Genomic DNA, 20,557 nt, shown 5'->3' with positions numbered 1-20,557 from the left:
ATGTGTTACGCCTCATAAGACTGATCACTTTCCTCCGTTTTTTCCGCAAACAGCCGAATGACGAGCGGAAGCGCCGCCGCAATCAGCGTAATGATCGCAAGAACCGTTACCCCCATCGCAAACAGATGGCCCGTTCCGTATTGAATATCGATATAGACTTTCGAAACCGGACTGTCAAAGGTGAAGTTCGGCATAATCAGGTCGATCAAAGGCGCCACATAAAAGAGAATGAGCGCTGATGATGCGATCCATCCGGTAATCGAGCTGAAGACAAAGGCTGCCCGGATAAAAGCTGAACTCGCCGCAAGCAAGAGAATCGTAAAGACTGACCATTTAATCGTCTGATCGTCCGGAAGCGAGTAGATATTCAGACCGAACAGACTGATCATCAATCCGACCATAATGTTTAAAATCCCAAAGAGCGCGCCTTTGACAAGAAGCGGCGCCTGCTGATAATACGAGCTGAAATAGCCGATCAGAAGACTGCTGATCAGGACGATCACCAAAATGACGACCGGCGGAACATTCTGAACCCGGTCTTCCGGCACCTCTCCGCTGATTTTAAGCGGGTTGGCGAGATAATCATAAACGTAGCCGTTTTCCTGTCCGTCAACGAGCGCGTTCCCTAAAATGCCGTACACGTCATTTCTGATCAATTTCGTGGAATCGACGTTTTTGCCCCAGTTGCTGTTCAGGGTGTCCGCTTTTTGCTGGACGTCATTTACGCTTTGCTGCATATTGTCGGTATAGCTGATGATGCCGGACTGGCGTTCTGACAGATGGCCCATCGTGTCAGACATTTGCAGGACTTCGCGGCCGACGGTATCCTGAGCGCCGAGCGCCATCGTTCCGGTTAATCCGTCTCCGCTGAACGCGGCCGCTTCCTGCACAGCGCCTTCAGCCAGCTGATCGGATGCTTTCGCCGCGCTGTCTGAAATGCTGGCGAGCTCATCGAGCACTCCGGCTTGTTCATCTCTGATATACGAGCTGTAGTTATCCGAGAATTCGGTCATGCCTTTAATGAAATTGCTGATGTCTTCATCTGTCTGCATCTTGTTGTTTTTCAGGTTTTCCCAGCTTGCCGTTTCCACCGGTTTGATGGCGAGAACGGTTTGAACTTCGCCTTGCTGGGCTTTCAGCACCCTGTTTTTCACATCAGGCAGCGAGCCCGCGTCAAGAGAGTGATAGAGTGTCGCCTCATACAGGGATAAATCATTATAGTAACTCATTAAATCGGATATTTCTTTTGTATTGATATCAGCGGCAAATATCTGTTCAAGAGCAGATTTGCGGCCGCTATCCAATGACGGGTAGTTCAGAATGTTCTGCTCTGTTCTTACAATCAATCTGTAAATGGTATTGAAGTCTTGTTTTCTTGTTTCCTCTAATTCTTCCAGATTTTTCTTTAATTTTTCTGCGCGTTTTTTGACGTCATCAATCTTGTCTTGAAGGCCTTGGATTTCTTCATCAAGAGCATCGAGACGTTTTTTCAGTTCTTCATTATGAGTCTGCTGTTTCTCTTCCAGCTCTTTTTCAATTTGCTGAATCCGCTCTGCGGCTTGGTTCAGCCTTTCTTTCGCCTCAGATATGTCTGTGCCTCCGTCCCCTTCAGAATCGTTCGGATCGTCCGCCGGCTCATCAGCAGGCGGAGTGACGTTTTTAGCGGCTGTCGCGGTTTGGACGGTTTTTGGCTCCTGATCGCCTGTGTTATCGGAAGCAGGCTGCTCTTCTTTTGTGCCGTCTTCCGTTTTTCCGTCTTCTCCGGGATTCGTTCCGTTATTCGGATCGGTATCGCCGGAGTTTTCACCGTCATCGCCTTGGCCCGGGTTTTCGGGTTCCGGTTTTTCTTTTTCCGGTTCTTTTAATCCGTCAGAAATGTGATTGATTTCAGCGGAGATGCGTTTTAACTCGTCACGCTGATCGTCAAGGTCAATTTTCAGATCGCCGGGTTTTTCTTCTTCCGGTTTTTCTTCTTCTTTCGGTTCATCCGAGCCGTCATCCCCCGGGTCCTTTTCCGGAACGGTTAATGCCTGCCGATCCCTTTTCATAAGGGTTTGGATGCTGTTCAATGTTTCAAATCTTGCTTGAGCTTTATATTGAGTCAAATAATTGTCCAGTAAATTGGATTGAATATTCGCCATCCCGTGTTCCTGATCAGGAACCTGCGCTTCTCTCACCTGTTGGGCGGCAAGAAGGGCCGATCCCGTCTGGTCAAGCTGTGTCTGCGCCCGGTTTATGCCGGAGGACAGCCCGCTCATCATCGTGCTGAACTGGTTGGCGGCCTGCTGCGCTTTAATGGCATTCAGTCCTGTTGTGATTTGCTTTTGATTTTGTTCCTGCGCGGCCATCAGCAGTTTTTTCTGATTTTCTTGATATTGTTTATAGCGCTCGACCGTATCGGCAAAGTCTTTGAGCGTGGTTTTGGCTTCATCTGCCGAGGTCAATTTTTCTTTTGCCGCGCCCTGCGCTTCATTCATTGATTTTTTCAGTTCGTCAATCAGATCTTTTTGCCGTTTGATTTCACCTGCCAAGTCATTGGAGCTCGGCTTGTAAAAGTTGTACATGACGTTTTGAAACTCTGATTCTTTATTGACGATCTTGTCAAAATCGCCTCGGACGTTGTTCACTTTTTGTGAGACGAAATTCCAATATAATGCTGACATTTTTTTATTCATTGATTTTTGGGCGTCTTCTAGCTCACGCTGCACCTTTTCTTTGTTGACGGCGTTCAGGTTGCTTTGAATATTGAATGTCAGCGTGGCTTTTTGCGGACGCTCCTTGTCATAGCTTAAGATGTCTTTTGAAAAATCGGATGGAATGTAAACGACGGCGTCATACTTCTTAGCCGCCAGACCGTTTTCAGCCGCGCTCCTGTTGACAACCGTCCATGAATAATCCGGACGGCCGCCGAGAGCGGCCGCTACTTCTTTGCCGAAATGGACGGATTCCTCTTCCTCATTTTCATCTGTTTGTAAGCCCATGTCTTCATTCACGACTGCGATTTGGCGGGTGGCGTTGATTTTTTGTTTTCCCGGGTCATCGCCGATAAACCGGAAAAACAGCACCGGCAGCAGCAGAATGATGACGACCGCGGCTATTAATTTGATCAGGCTTTTTCGTTGTTCAGTCATCTGACGGCCTCCCTTTCCGCTGAACATAAAGGTATTTGGATTTTTTGCTCCTTCCCGTTTTCAACCAAATAGCCGAAGCCCGGCTGAATGTCCGGTTCCTGCCTTTGGTAAGGCAGCGGAATGACATTTTGTTCGGATTTTTTCACAAGCAGCATTGCGTGGCGGATCTGTTTCATTTCCGTCGTTAAGGAATCATAGCCTTTTGAGAATTCGCTGTGATTGCCCGCCGGGATAAAACTGAAGCCCACATGCGCGTACGATTTCATAAACATCGCCAGTTTGTCCTGAATGGCGGTGTCGATCGTCTGCTGGAATCTTGTAATGCCGTCGGCCATTAACACGACCGGAGAGAAACTGAGTTTGTGCACATCGCCATTTTTGACGGCCTGCGCATACTGAGCTTCGCGCTCCGTGAAAATGGCTTCTGCCGTTTCGATCCACTGCCGGACGTCTTCTTTTGTGTCCAGATAGCTGACCTTTGTTTCCTGCGCATACTGCGACAGTCCGCGGTCAATCGAGTCAAACAGCCCGACCCGTTCCGTACCTTCACGCAGCAGGTGATTCAGCATCACTTTCAGGATGTTTGTTTTTCCACGCTGTGTCTGGCCCAAAATAAGACAATGTTTATTTTTGCCCAGATCAAAGTACACAGGGCTGACCTTTTCCTCATGAAGCCCGACAGGAATGCGGAACGGTTCTTGTTCCGGGCCGAGACGGAGTGAAAATTCGCCGGCCGTCAGCCTATCCGGAAGCATCGGAATCGGGTCTGGGCCGGCTGTTCCGGCGTGGCGTTCAGCTAATGCTTTGACATCGGCTTTCAGCGCCTGGAACATCTCGAGGTCATTTTCCGCTTCAGCCGGAAGAAACATTTGCGCGAAATACAGTTCTTCTTTTTGGATCATGACGCGGCCCGGGATCGGTTCGAGACTGAACGGCGGACGCCCGTAAATGGAGTATCCTTCTGACTGATCCATTAAATAATGGACGACTTTCGTTTTTATGTTGTTTAACAGCGACTGGCGGACGGCGTTTACCCTCGTTGCGGTCAGCAGGAAGTAAATGCCTAAGCTTTGCCCGTCGCGTGAAATCTGGATAAATTCCGTTTCTAATTCATGCATTTCATCTTTTACGATGTCGAAATTGTCAATTGTGATAAATATAAACGGCAGCTCTTCTTCACTGAGCGAATTGTACATTTTGATATGGCTGACTTCTTTTTCTCTGAACAGCCGTTTCCGCCGCTCGATTTCTTCCTTGATGCGGATCATGAATTTTTCGATCTTTCTCATTTGATCCATTAAGAAATAGTCTGCGGTGTGCGGAAGCTTTGCCAATGGCAGAAGCGTGCCGTTTCCGAAGTCAAAGATGTACATATGAAGCTCTTCCGGCGTGTATCCTTCCGCGAAGTTCATCAGGAAGGTGATGGCAGCCACTGACTTGCCGTAGCCGGATGAGCCGAAAATGCCGATGTTGCCGTCATCCATCATCGTATAAGCGAGAGGCGCCTGTCTTTGCTGATCAGGCTCATCCACGCAGGCGATGAAGAAGCGGTCTTTTTCCTGCGCAGGGTAAAGCGTGCGCGGGATACGTTCGGCAAGCGGCGGAAGCCACGGGCTCGGCAGCTTTTCAATGCCCATTTCATTTTGAATCCGCTCGATTTCTTCGACTACGGCTTCTATTTCTGCCGGGGCGTCTTTTTTCGCCGCATCATCCGCGTCCACCTCAGACAGCGGAATTAAGCCGGTGTCGGTAACGATGGCAATGTCATCCTCGGTGCCGTATACATCTTCCATGTAAGGGGCGCCGCTCCAGGCAGACTGGAACTGCTCATACACTTCGTTATTTCCGACTTGCAAGTAGCCGCGTCCGGTGACCGTAATATTCGCCGCATCACTGTTTTTCAGGATTTCTTTACTGTCACTTGCATCCTGCACTTTCAGCGCGACCTTAAAGCGTGAGTTGCTCCATATTTGGTCGTCAATGATGCCGCCCGGCTTTTGCGTGGCGAGAATTAAATGCACACCAAGGCTCCGTCCGATGCGGGCCGCGCTGACAAGCTCCCTGATAAAGTCAGGCTCTTCGCTTTTCAGCTCGGCGAATTCATCTGAAATCAAAAACAGGTGCGGCATCGGAATATCCGTTTCTCCCTGTTTATACAGCTTTGTATAGTCATTGATGTGATTGACGCGATATTGATCAAACAGCCGCTGCCGTTTTTTCAGCTCGCTCTTAATGGATGCAAGCGCCCTGATACTGAAGTTTCTGCTTCCTTCAATATTCGTGATGGTCCCGAGAAGGTGCGGCATCTTGCGAAACGGCTGGGCCATTCCTCCGCCCTTATAGTCAATCAGCAAAAACGCCGCTTCATGCGGGTGGAAGTGAACGGCCAATGACAGGATGTACGTTTGCAGAAATTCACTTTTCCCGGAGCCGGTCGTTCCCGCCAGCAATCCGTGCGGCCCGTGCGCTTTTTCATGCAGGTTTAAATAGACGATGTCGTCTTTTCCTTTATAGCCGATCGGAACAGCCAGCGATTTTGCAGACTCACTTGTCTCCCACTTCTGCCTGATGCCGATTTCTTTTACTTCCTTCGCATGAAACAGCTCCAGAAATGAGACCGTTTCAGGAATGGAATTCGTCATTCCGACCTGATGGTGCAATGTCCGAAGCGTCCGGGAAAACCGCTCGTTGTTTGTCCGTTCGTGCCTGTCCAGCTTAAACGGGATCTGTACCGCTTTTTTCTGCTGAATGAGAATGTCTCCCTCATCTTCATTAATGTAGCGGACGAGGGTGTGAATGTTTTCCGCCAGGCTTTCCTTCGTTTCCGCAGCGATGATTGCCGAGATGCCGAGATGCTCATGCCGGCCTTCGATATATTCTAAAATGACGTGCTCTGCGATCAGCTGCTGATTTGTGATGACAAAGACAAAATGCGGCTGGAAGATCTTCTTTTCTTTATCTTCTTCCAAATCCCGCTCACGCAGCAGCTCGTAAATGGACGATAACAATTGATCGCGGGTCTGTTCATTGTAAATAAATCCTTTCGCATACATATGAGGCAGCTGAAATTGCGGCAGCCACTTCATCCATTCCCATTCCTTATATTCGTCCTCATGAAAGATAAAGACAAACCGCAGGTCATGGTAGCTGTTGAAGAACGCGAGCTGGCCGATCAGCTGGTGAATTTCATTTTTGACGATCTGGGGTTTCCCGACAAGCCCCATCGGCCCTTCTTGTAAATCAACGGTCACGGGCGCATGGCGGATATCTTTATACACACGCTGCATGTGCTGCGACTGCTCCATCAAGTCATCCACATCACGGTTCGCCAGGTCTCCGCCGCTCATTGAAATCTCGTAGCTTGCCGGGACCGTGCCCGTTCCAAGCCGAAGCATCAGAAAATCCCTGCTTTCCAGCGATTTCTCCCAAATGCGGCCGCTGATTTCAGAAGTTAAATATTTCATTTTTTCAAACGGGGGAAAATGATGCGTCAGCACTTGCAGCTGTTTTTCCGACAGCGTCTGAAGCTCTTTTCGTTTGCTTTCCAAATACTGCTTGTACACACGCTCCCGTTTTTCCTCCCGTTTTTTCCGCTGGTTTTTTTCACGGAAATACTGCACGGTGGACGTAATGAGAGTCATCATAAACATCGCCAAAGAGACAAGGATGAATATGCCCCTCGGCTGTATAATGGCGACAACCCCCATTACAATCAGCATGACCAAAGGAGGCAGAATGACGAGCCACAGCCCCCGGTTATTCTGTTCGCTTTCCTGCGAGGGAAAGCTGAATGAAACGCGGTCTTCGGGAAGATCGTAGACCATGCGCGGCGTTCTTCGATATTGCGGGTATTTCTTTTTCATTTCGGTGCTTGGTTTTACCGTTTTGGTTAAACCGGTTTGAAGCTTTTCGTGATGAACGACTTCTAAAAGGTCGTCCTCCATCAGCCTCACACGCAGAAAATTCCACAGCAGCTCATCTCCCGTCCGGAGCCTTTCGGGAGCTTCTGCAAGCTTTCCGTTCACATAAACGTCTTGGCCATCAGGGACGACAGACCAGCATCCTCCCGACTTTCGCAGATAAAAAGCCCCTGTTTGAGCGGAAGACGGCTCTTTGTATATATCCGCTTCCTCTGTTTCTGATGAGAAAACGATCTCATCCTTCCCGCCGATAAAATAAACGGAGGATTCTTCTTTGTCAGGGGTGAGCAGAAGCCGCATCGTCTCTTCTTCAATCTGGCAGGGCATTTCATTTCCTATTGTCAATTCGCCGGCACAGTTATTTCCCAGGAAAACATCATAACGATCTGTTTCTTTTCGATAAAGGGTTGCGGCGTTTTGCCGTAACGGAAGTGTGCCGACCGTGATTGTATCTTTCATATCCGGACCGATCGTAATCGGCTGAGACGGCGGGAGTTCAGACAGCTGAATCTTTTGTACGTGCTCTCGGTAAAAGACCCATAACAGACTCATATGGCGAACCTCCTGACAGCCTGATCGTTACCTGCGGCCATTTGATGTGTGCTGTTATTTTTTTCATCTTTTTTCTCATCTTTCTTGTCGTTCTCTTTGTTATCTTTCGCTTTGTCTTGTTTGCTTTCATCCTGTCCGGCGGAAGCTTCGGCGGTGTCACCGTTTTCCTCCGCTTCTTTATGCTGCTCCTCCGCCTCTTTTTTCGCCTTCGCAAGCTCGCTTTCCACGGCGTCCAGTTCTTTCTGCTTTTCGTCGTCTTTCATACTGTCATCCGCTAATAATTGCTGTTTATATTTTGTAAGTCCGAGCCAGATGTACGGGTTGTACTCAAGATTGCGGCCGATTTTGATGGCTTCTTCATTTTCCCCTCTGCCGATATCAATCCAATAAAGGAAATGCTTCGGGTCTGATTGCAGCGTCACCAGATTCCCGATGTTTTTCCGCTGCTCTTCCCTCAGATTTTCAACTGCCACATAAGAGGAAGCAAGCTCGTACTGGACAGATTCCGGGAGGCTTTCCGCATCGTATTTAGCGAGTGTGTCAATGACTTTGCTGTACTGCTGATTTAAAAAATAGCGGTTGCTTTCCGTAATTGCCTCTTGCTTCGGCTGGGCGAAAAACAGAACGTATAAGGAGTAAAGAAGTGTCGGCACAAGGAGGACGGCAAGCGCCAGACCGGCGTATCTTTGGATTTTCCATTTCTTTTTCGGCAGTTTTATGTATGTCTTGTCCCTTTCTTCGAGGGAATCAATTGCGGTTTGAATGGTTTCTTCCAGTTCTTCAATCGTCTCCGCCTCTAGCACGCTTTTCACCTCAGGAGAGAAGTGAAGCGTCTCCTTGTACTTCAAATATTCATCGAAGGTGTACGCCCCGTCAGCTGCAAGCGCCGCACAGGCTTTGAGCTCTTTTAACACCCTTTCTCTATCTTCCTCATAAGGCGGAAGGCTCTCCTTTACGCCGTAATGAAGAAAGTAAGGCGTCAGCGCTTTATCAAACACGATATTTTCAGGGGCGGCAATCAGATTGAGACGTTTCAGCTTATGCTGTTTCACGGCTTGGACGAGACGGTAGGCAAATTGCCACCTGCTTTTTTTATCTTTTCCTTTTATATAGCGGAAAGCCTGATAAGAAGAAGGAGGTTTGATTGTGATGGTTACTTCGTCTTCTGAAACTGAGACCTCTTTTTGAAAAAAAGGATCAGCATCTTTAATCACATTTGCTTCCAGCCCGTCAAGAAGCTTGATTTTTTCCCGCTGGAAGGTGAACGTGAAGCCTGATTCGGTTTCTTCCCGGACGGCGTCTAATTCTGTTTCTAAATAAGATCTGTTATGACCTGTCATTCCACCATGTCCTTTCATAAAATTTCAAGGCGGTCTCCGTTCGTAATGCCGCAGTCAGATAGCTTTTGTTCTCCGGAAAAAACCGTTTCTTTATTGACCACTCTGATCCAATAGCCTTCACGCGGCGGAACGGATACATGCTGAGCCTGCCGGGCAATATCAATGACTTTTTTCACAGAATGGTAATCTGACAATCTGAGATCGAAGACGCTGCCGTTATAATGTGTTAAATCTATTGTAATATCGATATACATATTCATATCACCCTTACATAGAAAGAGCGCCGTCTTCTTGATTGAATCAGGCGCTCCGTTTCTTCATTCATCTTATTATCCGCGAATTTGGTTAGCGATATCTTGGTCAGTAGACTCAAGCGTATTTGCCGTTTGATCGAGCTGATGATTCACATCTTGCAGCAATTCAGACATTTTAATAAATGAAGGTTTCAGCTGCTCATATTGATCCGCAAATGCTTCACTTGAAGCACCTTCCCACATGCCTTTCAAATCAGAAATCATGCGGTTCAGGCGGTCAACCTGATTCATGACTTCCTGACTTTCAACGCCATATTGCTTAGCCATCGCTCTTAGCTCTTCGGGTGTGACACGAATTAATCCAGACATATTCCTTATACCCTCCTGTGTCATCAGCCTAAATATGGGCTAATTCACTTATTTTTTGAACGTCATTATTATAAAAACAACCATTCGGTACAGTCAAACAAATCTGTTTTAATTTTACAAAATGAGTCTTATGATATATTGGATTTTTCGGTACATTTACACATTTTGTAAATATAGTAGTATGATTTTCTTATTATTTTCGTTTTCATCGAATGATCTTATTGTCCTAGTCCATTTCCCTGCAAAGATGCCTTTCAGTCTGAAAAACAAGATGGTAAGATCAAGATATGAAGCTATGAAAAAGTAGGGATACAGATGACCAATCCAAAGGATCCATTTAAGTACAGTTTCGACAGGCTTGAAGATGTTGCCGACCATATCAGTGAAGTTCTTCAATGCCCCATTACAATAGAAGACGTTAATCATAAACTGCTTGCATACAGCACGCACAGCGATTGTACAGATCCGGCCCGGACGTCGACGATTATCGGGCGGAGGGTGCCGGAAAAAGTCATCAACAAACTGTGGAAAGACGGAACCATTCCGGCCCTTTTAAAAACGGACCAGCCGATCAAAGTGAAAGAAATTGACGAGGTGGGCCTGAGCAACCGCGTGGCGATTTCCATCTGGAAAAACAGTCAGGTTCTCGGATTTATTTGGGCGCTTGAGATCAAAAAAAAGCTCAATGACGAGGATCTGAAGACACTTCAGCTGGCAGCCAAAGCGGTGCGGAACAAACTTTTGCACCTGCAGATCCGCAAAACGAAAATCGAAGAGCGGGGCCAGGAGTTTTTTTGGAAAATGCTGACCGGCCATATTTATCAGGAAGCCGAAATGGCCGAAGGGTTTCATAAGCTCGGGATGGCGCTGCCGTCCGTGTTCAGCGTCATGATCATCCGTTTACATGATGAGCTGACTGAAAAGACAGAACAGCAGCTGCAATATTTGCAGGAAACGACACAGCAGATTCATGTCATGCTGGCGACTGTTGATTCAAATGAATTAATCTTATTAGCCGCGCCGAAAACCGATCAGCCTTTTAAAGATTTAAAGCACTTCGCCCTTCATATTCAAAAACAGCTGAAGGAACGATATAAAATTGAGGATGCGTCGATTGCGGTCGGCGGTATTTACGAATCGATTTCTTATGTTTACCGCTCCTATCAGGAAGCGCTTTCCGTATTAAAAGCGAAAGAGCGGTTTGTGAGAGAAACCAAACACCTTTTCAGCTTTTCGGAACTCGGCATTTATCAGTACCTGGATGTGTTGGATGAAAAACGCAAGCACAGCGGCTATATGAACTATTCCCTCTCAAAGCTTGAGCAGTATGACAGGGAGCACCAAGCCGATATGGTAAAAACGCTCGAACATTTTATTGATGCCGACAGCAACGTCAACACTGCCGCTAAAGCGCTTAACATCCATGTCAATACATTGAATTACAGGCTGAAAAGAATCAGCCAGATCGCAGAAATCGACTTAAAAAATGTGAATGAAAAGTTTACGATTTACCTTGATATCAAACTTCGCAGCATGGGTTCGTGAAATTTCACAAATCCGTGTTTTTTTATTTTCTGTTTCAAACAAAGAATTTTCGCAAAAATCGCGCTACACTTGAAGCATCACACAAACATTGGGGGAAACAGACATGATTATCGGGGTTCCAAAGGAAATCAAAAACAATGAAAATCGAGTGGCATTAACACCTGGAGGCGTTTCACAGCTTATCGGAAACGGCCATCGGGTTCTTGTGGAATCCGGAGCGGGACTCGGAAGCGGCTTTACAAATGAAGATTACGTATCAGCAGGGGCGGAAATTCTGGAGGACAGAAAGCAAGTATGGGATGCGGAAATGGTCATGAAGGTAAAAGAACCGCTGGCTGAAGAGTATGCGTATTTCCGTCAAGGTCTGGTCTTATTCACTTACCTTCATTTAGCTGCAGAGCCGGAATTAGCTAAAGCGCTTACAGAAAAAGGCGTGACAGCTATCGCGTACGAAACGGTAACGGACGGACGTTCCCTTCCGCTGCTTACGCCGATGTCCGAAGTGGCCGGCAGAATGGCCGCTCAAATCGGGGCTCAGTTTCTTGAAAAACCAAAGGGCGGAAAAGGAATTTTATTAGCCGGCGTACCGGGTGTATCCCGCGGAAAAGTCACGATCATCGGAGGGGGCGGCGTCGGAACAAATGCCGCGAAAATGGCTGTCGGACTCGGTGCCGATGTGACAATGATCGATTTGAACGCAGACCGACTGCGTCAGCTTGATGATATTTTCGGGCATCAGATTAAAACATTGATGTCAAACCCTGTAAATATTGCAGATTCCGTCGCGGAAGCGGATCTTCTGATCTGCGCCGTGCTCATCCCGGGAGCCAAAGCGCCGACTCTCGTTACGGAAGAAATGGTTAAACAAATGAAACCGGGTTCCGTCATTGTTGATGTTGCCATCGATCAGGGCGGCATTGTGGAAACCGTTGATCATATTACAACCCACGATAATCCGACTTACGAAAAACACGGCGTCGTTCACTACGCTGTCGCCAATATGCCGGGCGCCGTACCGCGTACGTCTACGCTCGCATTAACGAATGTAACCGTTCCTTACGCGCTTCAAATCGCCAATAAAGGCGCGGCACAAGCCATTGCAGACAGCCCTGCGCTTAAAGCGGGCTTAAATACGGCTAACGGACATGTCACATATGAAGCCGTAGCCAAAGACTTAGGCTATGACTACGTGCCTGCTGAAAAAGCAATGCAAGGTTCGGCTGCAAAAGCTTAATAGATATGAAGAGGACAGCCTGATCAGCGGGCTGTCCTTTTTTCTTTCTCATAAAAGGAAAAACGGCCCCCTGTCTCGAATATCAATTCATATCCCGGAAGAAAAAGGAGGATTCATATGGCTGTTCAGCACTATGGTGTATTAAAAGGCACTGTGTCAGATATGAAAAGGGAAACAGATGATGATTCTCCGCATTTTCAAGTCGAGGTGCTAGGCGAGCCTGATACGCGCTATCGCTGTGCGATCAATGTCATGTCAAGTTCAAAAGAATCAGAGGTTCTGTATGCGGCACGCGATCATTTTGACGCAAGCGCGATCACCCTGCTGCCCAACATTCCGTATGGATATACCCCAATTGATGAAACCAGCCGTGAGCTGGCGCTGGATTATGTCCGCGGCGGATTGTTTGATCCCCGGAACATGGTGCCCCTCCCGCATGAAGTCACCGGTCCGGATAATGACTTAAATGACTTTATTGAGACGCACATGCAAAAAGCCAAATCAGAAAAAGCCACCGTCTATATTTACGGCTCTAAATTCGGGCCGGAGCCGGGCGCTGATAAGATTTTCGGGTTCAAGCCGACAAACGGCATGCATAATATTCATATGAATCAGGGAAACCCAATTGATACACGCTGGAAGAAGGATAACGGAACGTGGCACGACGGCGGTATTTTAATCCAGTTTGCAGACCAGTGGGCCGCGGTCTTTTTGGCTTTTCTGTCTCAGTCATGGTGCACGAATGAAGAAGGCCACCCTTATACATTTTGTGATCATACACAGCTTAACGGCTGATGTCCGCATAAAAAGCCTGCCGAAATAACGGCAGGCTTTTCTTATTACATTTTAGCGGCTTCGGCCTGTTTCAGGCTTTCCGGCCTCATATCACGCCAGTTTGTTTCAATATATTCGAGACAAACGGGGCGGGTTTCATTCGTGAGGCGGGTTTCCCAGCCGTCCGGCACATCCAGATAGGCCGGCCACAGTGAGTACTGGCCTTCAGCATTGACGAGCACATGGTATGAGCCGTCTTCCCGTTCAAATGGATTTGTCATATCATCTCTTTCCTTTCTCTACCGGACTGTACGCCGTCCGTTTAATTTCTCTGCCAGAATCGCGCCGATGTCAGCAAGCGGGCCCGGCTGGCACATATCTTTATGGCGGCAGTCTAAGTCATACCGCTCGATCTTCCCCGTAATATACGGTTTCCAAGTATCCGGCTCAATCGGGTCAAACCACTCCGGAATAATCGTGGATCTGAAGAACAGCACATCTCCGTGGAACGGCTTCGGCTTGTATGTTCCTAACAGCCCGACAGAATTAATGTACGTGTCTTTCAGATTCATCATCACTGACTCGTCCAGGCTGGCTAATGCGCTTCCCTCACGGCGGAGAATGGTCAGCGCGGTGTCAAAATCAAGCGGCTGATCCCCGAGGCTGTCCGGGTCGTATCCTCCCAGGGCAAGCAGCGCAATAACGGCTTCCTCGTCATCAGGCGCATTTTTTATCGGCAGAAAATGATTCGGATACGCGTCAAGCATCACCAATAGCGAAACCTCTTCACCCCGGCTCTGTAATTGTGTCGCCATGGCCTGAATGACATTCCCTCCGAGAGACCAGCCGAGCAGACGGTACGGCCCTTTCGGCTGCACGGTGCGGATTTTTTCAATATAATCCGCCGCCATGTCATCTAAGCTTTGCGGAAGCGGTTCTTTTTTTCCGATGCCTCTCGCCTGTAAGCCGTATATCGGATAATCAGCCTCTAAAGAAGACATCAGCCCGGCATAACACCAGCTGAGACCGCCGGCCGGATGGACACAGAACAACGGTGTTTCTTCTCCTGCCGTTCTGAGCGGAAGAAGAACATCAAGCGCGCTTGTGCCCGTTCCTGACTCAAGTCTTTCAGCAAGGCTTGCCACCGTAGGAGCTTCAAATAATGTTCCGATACTCAGCTCGGCTCCCATCGCTTCCCGAATACGGCTCATTAAATGAACCGCAAGCAAAGAATGGCCGCCTAAATCAAAGAATCTGTCATCAATACCGACACGCGGCAGGTGAAGCACCTCTGCGAACAGCTCACACAGCATTTCTTCCTGCGGCGTTCTCGGTCCCCGGCCGGTGACCTCCGTTTGGAAGTCAGGCGCAGGGAGCGCTTTTCGGTCAAGCTTTCCATTCGGTGTCAGCGGCAGTTCATTCATTTTGACAAAAGCTGACGGAACCATGTAATCCGGCAGGCTTTCTTCGGCAAACCGGCGCATGTCCCCCGTGTCCAAGGTGCTGCCGGCAGATCGGACAAGGTAGGCGGCCAGCCGTTTATCTCCCGGCCGGTCTTCACGGACGACTACGGCAGCATCCTCGACATCCGGATGTTTGACGAGAACCGCTTCGATTTCTCCCAATTCAATCCGGAAGCCGCGGATTTTAATCTGGTGGTCCGCTCTGCCCATATAATCAAGAGAACCGTCCGTCCGCAGACGGGCTAAATCCCCTGTCCGGTACATTCTCGTTCCCGGCGGGCCGTACGGATCAGCCACAAAGCGTTCGGCGGTCAGGCTTTGCCGCCCTAAGTAGCCGCGTGCCACGCCTCCTCCGGCCACATACATTTCGCCCGTGATGCCCGGTGGCACAGGCTCCAGCCGGTCATCAAGCACATATACGTTCAGATCAGGAATGCCGCAGCCGATGAGGCTGTTTGCCTTCAGTTCGGCAATGTTTTTGTCTAATTCAAGGTAACTGACGTGCACCGTCGTTTCCGTAATGCCGTACATATTCACGAGCACCGGCTGATTGTCCGCGTGGCGGCTGTACCAATCCTCAAGCCGGCTCAGCTCAAGCGCCTCGCCGCCGAAGATGATATATCTGAGTGCGAGCTGACGCCCCAGCTCTTTGTGTTCTTTTTCCGCATGCATCAGCTGGTAAAACGCTGACGGCGTTTGGTTAAGTACGGTCACCCGCTCTTTCACGAGGAGATGTAAAAACGCTTCCGGCGATCTGCTGATGTCATGCGGCACGACGACGAGACGTCCGCCGTGAAGCAACGGCCCCCACATTTCCCAGACAGAGAAATCGAAAGCGTAGGAGTGAAACATCGTCCATACATCATCAGAATGAAAGTGATACCAATGCCGCGTCGACTCAAACAGCCTGATAACATTGCTGTGCGGAATGATGACACCTTTCGGCACACCTGTTGATCCCGACGTGTAAATGACATAGGCCGGGTGAAGCGGTGACAGCGGACGAATACGGTCGGCATTCTCAGGGTTCGTGACGGCATATTGCCGAAGTGTTTCCTTGTTCTGCGGATCATCCAAGATGAAGGCCGGCATGCCGCTTTCGATAGAGAGCTTACTTGCGCCTTCACGATTGGTGAGCATAAATACAGGCTTGGCATCATGTAACATAAAAGCGATGCGGTCCGCGGGATAATCAGGATCAAGCGGCAGATACGCTGCCCCCGTCTTCAGGACGGCTAACAGCCCGACAATCATATCTAAAGAACGCGGCAGCGCCAGTGCGACAAACTGCTCCGGGCCGACGCCGCGGGCAATCATCATGTGCGCGAGCTGATTGGCTCTTTCATTCAGCTCTTTATAAGTGAGTCCGCTCTCTTCACATACTGCCGCCGTTTCATCCGATTTTGCGGCGGCCTGTATTTCAAACAATTCAGGCAGTGTCTGCCGAGGCTGAATATGCTGTTTTGCCCGTTTAACCGGCAAAAGCTTCCGGCGCTCTTCATCAGAAAGAATGGTTAAGCTTCCGATCGGTTTATCCGGATGTGATACGGCATCTTCGAGCAGAAGAAGCAGGCGGCCGGCAAGTGCTTCAGCCGTTTCTTTTCTGAATAAGTCCGTACTGAACTCCAGCAGGCCTTCAATACCGGCAGGCGTGCCGTCGTCATGGCGCTGTTCAGCCAATTCCAGCGTCAAATCAAATTTGGACGATCCGACACTGCTGATTTGCAGACTTGTTTCCATATCAGGAAGACTGAGTACAGGATCAGGCGTATTTTGGAATGCGAGCATCACTTGGAACAGCGGATGTCTTGACCGGGAACGAACCGGATTCAATTCTTCCACGAGACGTTCAAACGGCACGTCCTGATGTTCATATGCTGCGAGATTCATTTCCCTGACCCTTTCAAGGAGCTCACAAAAGCTCGGATCGCCAGAGGTATCGGTTCTCAGTACGAGTGTATTAATGAACATACCCACAAGGTCTCCCAATGCGTCATCACTGCGGCCGGCTATCGGACTGCCGATCGGAATATCGGTCCCTGCACCGAGCCGGGTCAGTAACGCGGAAAGCCCTGATTGAAGCACCATAAACAGGCTTACGCGCTGATTTCTGGCAAGTGAGAGAAGACGGGCATGAAGCTCTTGGCCGATGTTGACCGGAATGACGCCGCCCCTGTAGCTTGATTCAGCAGGACGCGGAAAATCAGACGGCAGCTCCAGCTGATCCGGTACATTTTCAAGCGTTTTCTTCCAGAAATCCAGCTGGCGCGCAATTAAGCTCTCAGAATCAGACGCGCTGCCTAAAAGCTGCTGCTGCCAAAGCGCATAATCCGCATATTGAACCGCCAGCGGCGCCCATTCTGCTTTTTCACCTGTTTGCCGGGCGATATAGGCTATGGATAAGTCACGCATGAGCGGATTCAAGGACCAGCCGTCACCTGCGATGTGATGCAGGAGAATCATCAGCGTATACTCGCCGTCACCAAGATCAAACAGCTCAGCCCGGACGGCCGGCTCTTTAGCGAGATCAAACCGATATCGTGCCGCAGCGGCAAGCATGTCTTGGAGCTCGTTTTTGTCCGCACGTGTCACTGTAAACACAGGGCGGGCTTCTTCAGCAGATAAAATGAGCTGATGAGATGATCCCTTATTTTCCGGAAAAACGGTGCGCAGGCTTTCATGACGGCTGACAACATCGTAAAAGGCGTGTTTCAGCGCTGATTGGTCAAGCTTGCCTGACATGCGGACAATCACCGGAATGTTGTAAGTCGGGCTTGGCCCTTCAAGACAGTAGAGAAACCAAAGACGCAGCTGCGCAAATGACAGCGGGATGTGCTCCGGCCGGTCAAACGGCTTGAGCTTAGGCCGCGCACTCTTTGCGGTGTCAAGCTGTGCGGCGAGCCCAGCAACGGTCGGCGTATCAAACAGACGGCCGATGCCAAGCTCTGCGCCCATCGTCTCCCGGACCCGGCTCATCAGGCGTCCGGCTAAGAGCGAATGTCCGCCCAATTCAAAGAACCCGTCATCAATTCCGACCCGCGCGAGACCGAGAACCTCGGCAAACAGATCGCATAATATTTCCTCCTGCGGCGTCCGCGGCCCTCTGTCAGACAGGACAGCGGAAAAATCAGGTGCAGGCAGAGCGCTGCGATCGAGCTTCTTATTCGGCGTCAGCGGCAATTCTTTCAGCTGTACAAACGCGCCCGGCACCATATAATCCGGCAGGCTTTCGCCCATATATGCACGAAGTCCGCCGACATCAAGGGGCTGATCCGCAACAGCGTAAGCCGCCAGCCGCTTATCTCCCGGCTGGTCTTCACGGACAATGACGGCGGCCTGCGAAATACCCGGGTATTTCGACAGCACTGACTCAATTTCTCCTAATTCTATCCGGAACCCGCGGATTTTAATTTGGTGATCGGCTCTGCTGATATAATCAAGCGAGCCGTCCTCACGCCAGCGCACGAGATCTCCCGTCCGGTACATCCTCGCGCCCGCGGGCCCGTACGGATCGGCAATGAATCTTTCAGCTGTTAAATCAGGACGGTTATAATAACCTCTGGCAAGCCCCTCACCCGCGATATAAAGCTCGCCCGCGACTCCCGGCGGGACGGGCTGCAATGCGGCGTCCAGCACGTATACCCGCGTGTTCCAAATCGGCGTTCCGATCGGAGGCGCCCCCGTATGGTCTTTTGCAAGCGGCTGTGCGGCCGACCAGATTGTTGTTTCAGTCGGCCCGTACAGATTCGTCACCGTACAGCCTGATTCAAGCAGAGCATGCATAAGCGCGTTCGGAAGCGCCTCACCTCCGACAAGCACCCGCAGCGCCCGGAGAGAATCCGGTTCATTGGTGACTAATGAATGCCACAATGTCGGCGTTGCCTGCATGATTGAAATACCGTATGAGTGAATCATGTGCGCAAGCGCCCGCGGTTCCTGAATCGTCTCTTTACGTGCGATGACGCACCCCGCCCCGCTGATGAGCGGAAGGAAGAGCTCAAGTCCGGAAATATCAAACGCCGCAGTCGTAACGGCAAGCAGGCGGTCTTGTTCGCCGAGCGGGAACATTTCCCGCATGGATAAGAGGAAATTGCTTACGCTTTTTAATGTGACGACTACGCCTTTCGGTTTGCCCGTTGAGCCCGATGTATAAATGATATAAGCGGGGTGCAAAGGCGAACATTCCGCCTGAGCGGGACAGTCAGCATTTTGAGCGGCAACGGTTTTTACCGTATCCAGGTCATCGAGAATGATCCTTTTTGCATCACTGTCTTCCGGCATGCGGCCGGATAATTCCATCGTTGTAATCAGGCATGCAGGCTGTGCATCTTTGAGCATATATGTGATCCGCTCAGAAGGAAAATCAGGATCAAGCGGCAGGTATGCGGCTCCCGTTTTCAAAACGGCCAGCATGCTCACGGCCAACTCCTGTGACCGCGGAAGCAGCAAAGCGGCAAATTGTTCCGGTCCCAGCCCCTTTTCCTTTAGCATGCCGGCAAGCTGGTTCGCGCGCTTGTTCAATTCGGCATAGCTGAGCTCTTCGTTTTCGGTGATGATTGCCGGCCGGTCCGGTGTTTTTACGGCCTGTTCGTAAAACAGCTCCGGCAGACTTTTCTGCTTCTCGGCCTTGCGCGTGTCATTCCAGCTTTCCAGTACGCGGAGACGTTCACTTTCAAGCAGAAGGTTGAGTGTGCCGATTTTTTGTGTCTGGTCCTTCACAGCGGATTCCAACAGAAGCAGGAATCGTTTTTGATGGTTTTCAATATCTTCGGCGCTGTACACTTCCGGATTCGCATCAAAGTCCACACGCATTCCGCTTCCGTCCGCTCTGTCGTAAACGTTAATTGACAAATCATCAACGGGCCCGGCTGATAAGTTATGAACGGCGCCCGGCGCTCCGGCGAAATCAAGCGCGTAGTCAAACGGCATCACATTGACTTGCGGGCCGAACAGCCTGCGATTTTCTCCGAGCAATTTAAGGTCGCGGCGCATATCTTCATGGCGGTATTTCTGATGGCGCCGGATGTTTCGGATTTCTTTTGCCACTTGGCTGACGGCCTCATGAAAATTCATATCCGGGCGAAGAGAAAGCCGTAAAGGCAGAAGATTCATGACCATACTCGGAATATTCAGTGAAATCGAGCCGATCCGCCCCATCATCGGTAAGCCGAGCACGATATCCCCCGCGTTTGTCATCCGATGGACATATACCGCCGCTGCGGCCGTGACGGCTTCATGCCAGTTCGGAATCGCTTTTACATGCTGTAAAGCCGTTTCAGAAAGATAAGCCGTGCTTCTCCGAAAACGTGTTGACGTTCTCGGCGCTCTTTCCGCCAAACTGACGACATCAGGTTCATCCGCAAATTTCTCCATCCAAAATTCCCGATCTTTCAGGAATTGATCAGACGCGCGGTACTCTTGATCTTCTTTTACCAGATCCTCCAAAGAACCGAAGGAGCGCCCGTTATCCGGACGTCCCTCCCGTATTGCGGTGTACACTTGCGCCGTACGCCGTGCCAGCAGTGAAAAACCGTAGCCGTCTATCGCAATGTGGTGAATGCGCTGATACCAGAAAAAGCGTTCCGGTCCCGCCTGAAATAAAATGTCGCGGAACAGAGGCCCGGCCGCCATATCGACGGGCTCAGCCAAATCTGTCTGCATGAGTCTGAGTGCGGCCTGCTTCGGATCAGCTTCTGAACTCACATCTATGACATCGATCGCAGCCTCAAATGGAGGATTGATGATCTGCTTCGGCCCGTCTGCTCCCTCTTCGAAGCGGGCGTGTAATGACGCGGCTTCCGTCAGCACGCGTTCGAGAGCGGTTTTAAATATGTTCACATCGATCGCGCCGTTTATCTCAACGTACTCGCCTGTATTGTAAATCGGATTATCAGGATCAAGCTGCTGCGCAAACCAGATACCGGCCTGTGCGCCTGTCAGAGGCAGCTGTTGTGTATCATGCATTCTATTCTCTC

Annotated in this window: 9 protein-coding genes and 1 pseudogene; 3 read left to right on the top strand and 7 right to left on the bottom strand. The window is 49.8% G+C overall.

Annotation, left to right across the window (positions count from 1 at the left end; all coding sequences use genetic code 11):
* Positions 1 to 5 precede the first annotated feature (5 nt).
* The 5 genes and pseudogenes from esaA to RUW00_RS12755 all read right to left on the bottom strand — a co-directional run bounded on the left by esaA (position 6) and on the right by RUW00_RS12755 (position 9,566).
* Positions 6 to 3,131 (bottom strand): type VII secretion protein EsaA, encoded by a 3,126-nt coding sequence (esaA, locus tag RUW00_RS12775; RefSeq protein WP_280144586.1) that lies wholly within the window; start codon positions 3,129 to 3,131, stop codon positions 6 to 8.
* Positions 3,128 to 7,603, bottom strand: a complete 4,476-nt coding sequence (essC, locus tag RUW00_RS12770; protein ID WP_280144587.1) for a type VII secretion protein EssC — start codon at positions 7,601 to 7,603, stop codon at positions 3,128 to 3,130. The genes esaA and essC overlap by 4 nt, the downstream gene beginning before the upstream one ends.
* 59 nt (positions 7,604 to 7,662) lie before the next feature.
* Positions 7,663 to 8,943: pseudogene (gene essB, locus RUW00_RS12765) on the bottom strand (type VII secretion protein EssB); the annotation flags it as partial.
* A 14-nt stretch (positions 8,944 to 8,957) separates the two neighbouring features.
* Entirely contained in the window at positions 8,958 to 9,197 is a 240-nt protein-coding gene (yukD, locus tag RUW00_RS12760; protein ID WP_003152015.1) for an ESX secretion system protein YukD, read from the bottom strand.
* Between the two features lie 75 nt (positions 9,198 to 9,272).
* Positions 9,273 to 9,566 (bottom strand): WXG100 family type VII secretion target, encoded by a 294-nt coding sequence (locus tag RUW00_RS12755; protein ID WP_003152013.1) that lies wholly within the window; start codon positions 9,564 to 9,566, stop codon positions 9,273 to 9,275.
* Between the two features lie 315 nt (positions 9,567 to 9,881).
* On the opposite strand from RUW00_RS12755, the gene RUW00_RS12750 reads away from it, so the two are divergent.
* The 3 genes from RUW00_RS12750 to RUW00_RS12740 all read left to right on the top strand — a co-directional run bounded on the left by RUW00_RS12750 (position 9,882) and on the right by RUW00_RS12740 (position 13,140).
* Positions 9,882 to 11,111: a sporulation transcriptional activator AdeR gene (locus tag RUW00_RS12750; RefSeq protein ID WP_014418775.1), complete on the top strand. Its 1,230-nt coding sequence runs from the start codon at positions 9,882 to 9,884 to the stop codon at positions 11,109 to 11,111.
* A gap of 103 nt (positions 11,112 to 11,214) precedes the next feature.
* The gene (gene ald, locus RUW00_RS12745) at positions 11,215 to 12,345 is read left to right on the top strand and encodes an alanine dehydrogenase (protein WP_003152011.1); all 1,131 of its coding nucleotides are present in this window, start codon (positions 11,215 to 11,217) and stop codon (positions 12,343 to 12,345) included.
* A 117-nt stretch (positions 12,346 to 12,462) separates the two neighbouring features.
* Positions 12,463 to 13,140 carry a YukJ family protein gene (locus RUW00_RS12740; RefSeq protein ID WP_127010591.1) on the top strand — a complete coding sequence of 226 codons (678 nt, stop codon included), beginning with the start codon at positions 12,463 to 12,465 and terminating at the stop codon, positions 13,138 to 13,140.
* A gap of 44 nt (positions 13,141 to 13,184) precedes the next feature.
* Here the strand turns inward: RUW00_RS12740 and RUW00_RS12735 are convergent, their stop codons facing one another.
* Together RUW00_RS12735 and RUW00_RS12730 are read right to left on the bottom strand one after the other, a co-directional pair.
* On the bottom strand, positions 13,185 to 13,400 hold the full coding sequence (locus RUW00_RS12735) for an MbtH family protein (RefSeq protein WP_007408694.1): 216 nt from the start codon (positions 13,398 to 13,400) through the stop codon (positions 13,185 to 13,187).
* Positions 13,401 to 13,418: 18 nt separating this feature from the next.
* Positions 13,419 to 20,546, bottom strand: a complete 7,128-nt coding sequence (locus RUW00_RS12730) for an amino acid adenylation domain-containing protein (protein ID WP_280144588.1) — start codon at positions 20,544 to 20,546, stop codon at positions 13,419 to 13,421.
* Between the last annotated feature and the right edge of the window lie 11 nt (positions 20,547 to 20,557).

The sequence above is a fragment of the Bacillus sp. IS1 genome, from assembly GCF_032461585.1.
GTDB classification, from domain to species: domain Bacteria; phylum Bacillota; class Bacilli; order Bacillales; family Bacillaceae; genus Bacillus; species Bacillus velezensis.
The sequence above is the reverse complement of the archived record's forward strand: the minus strand, read 5'-3'. Positions and strand labels throughout refer to the sequence as shown.

Coding starts and splice junctions, on each gene's coding strand:
- yukD (WP_003152015.1), bottom strand. CDS start 9,197: ATGTATATCGATATTACAATAGATTTAACACATTATAACGGCAGCGTC.
- RUW00_RS12735 (WP_007408694.1), bottom strand. CDS start 13,400: ATGACAAATCCATTTGAACGGGAAGACGGCTCATACCATGTGCTCGTC.
- ald (WP_003152011.1), top strand. CDS start 11,215: ATGATTATCGGGGTTCCAAAGGAAATCAAAAACAATGAAAATCGAGTG.
- esaA (WP_280144586.1), bottom strand. CDS start 3,131: ATGACTGAACAACGAAAAAGCCTGATCAAATTAATAGCCGCGGTCGTC.
- RUW00_RS12740 (WP_127010591.1), top strand. CDS start 12,463: ATGGCTGTTCAGCACTATGGTGTATTAAAAGGCACTGTGTCAGATATG.
- RUW00_RS12750 (WP_014418775.1), top strand. CDS start 9,882: ATGACCAATCCAAAGGATCCATTTAAGTACAGTTTCGACAGGCTTGAA.
- essC (WP_280144587.1), bottom strand. CDS start 7,603: ATGAGTCTGTTATGGGTCTTTTACCGAGAGCACGTACAAAAGATTCAG.
- RUW00_RS12755 (WP_003152013.1), bottom strand. CDS start 9,566: ATGTCTGGATTAATTCGTGTCACACCCGAAGAGCTAAGAGCGATGGCT.
- RUW00_RS12730 (WP_280144588.1), bottom strand. CDS start 20,546: ATGCATGATACACAACAGCTGCCTCTGACAGGCGCACAGGCCGGTATC.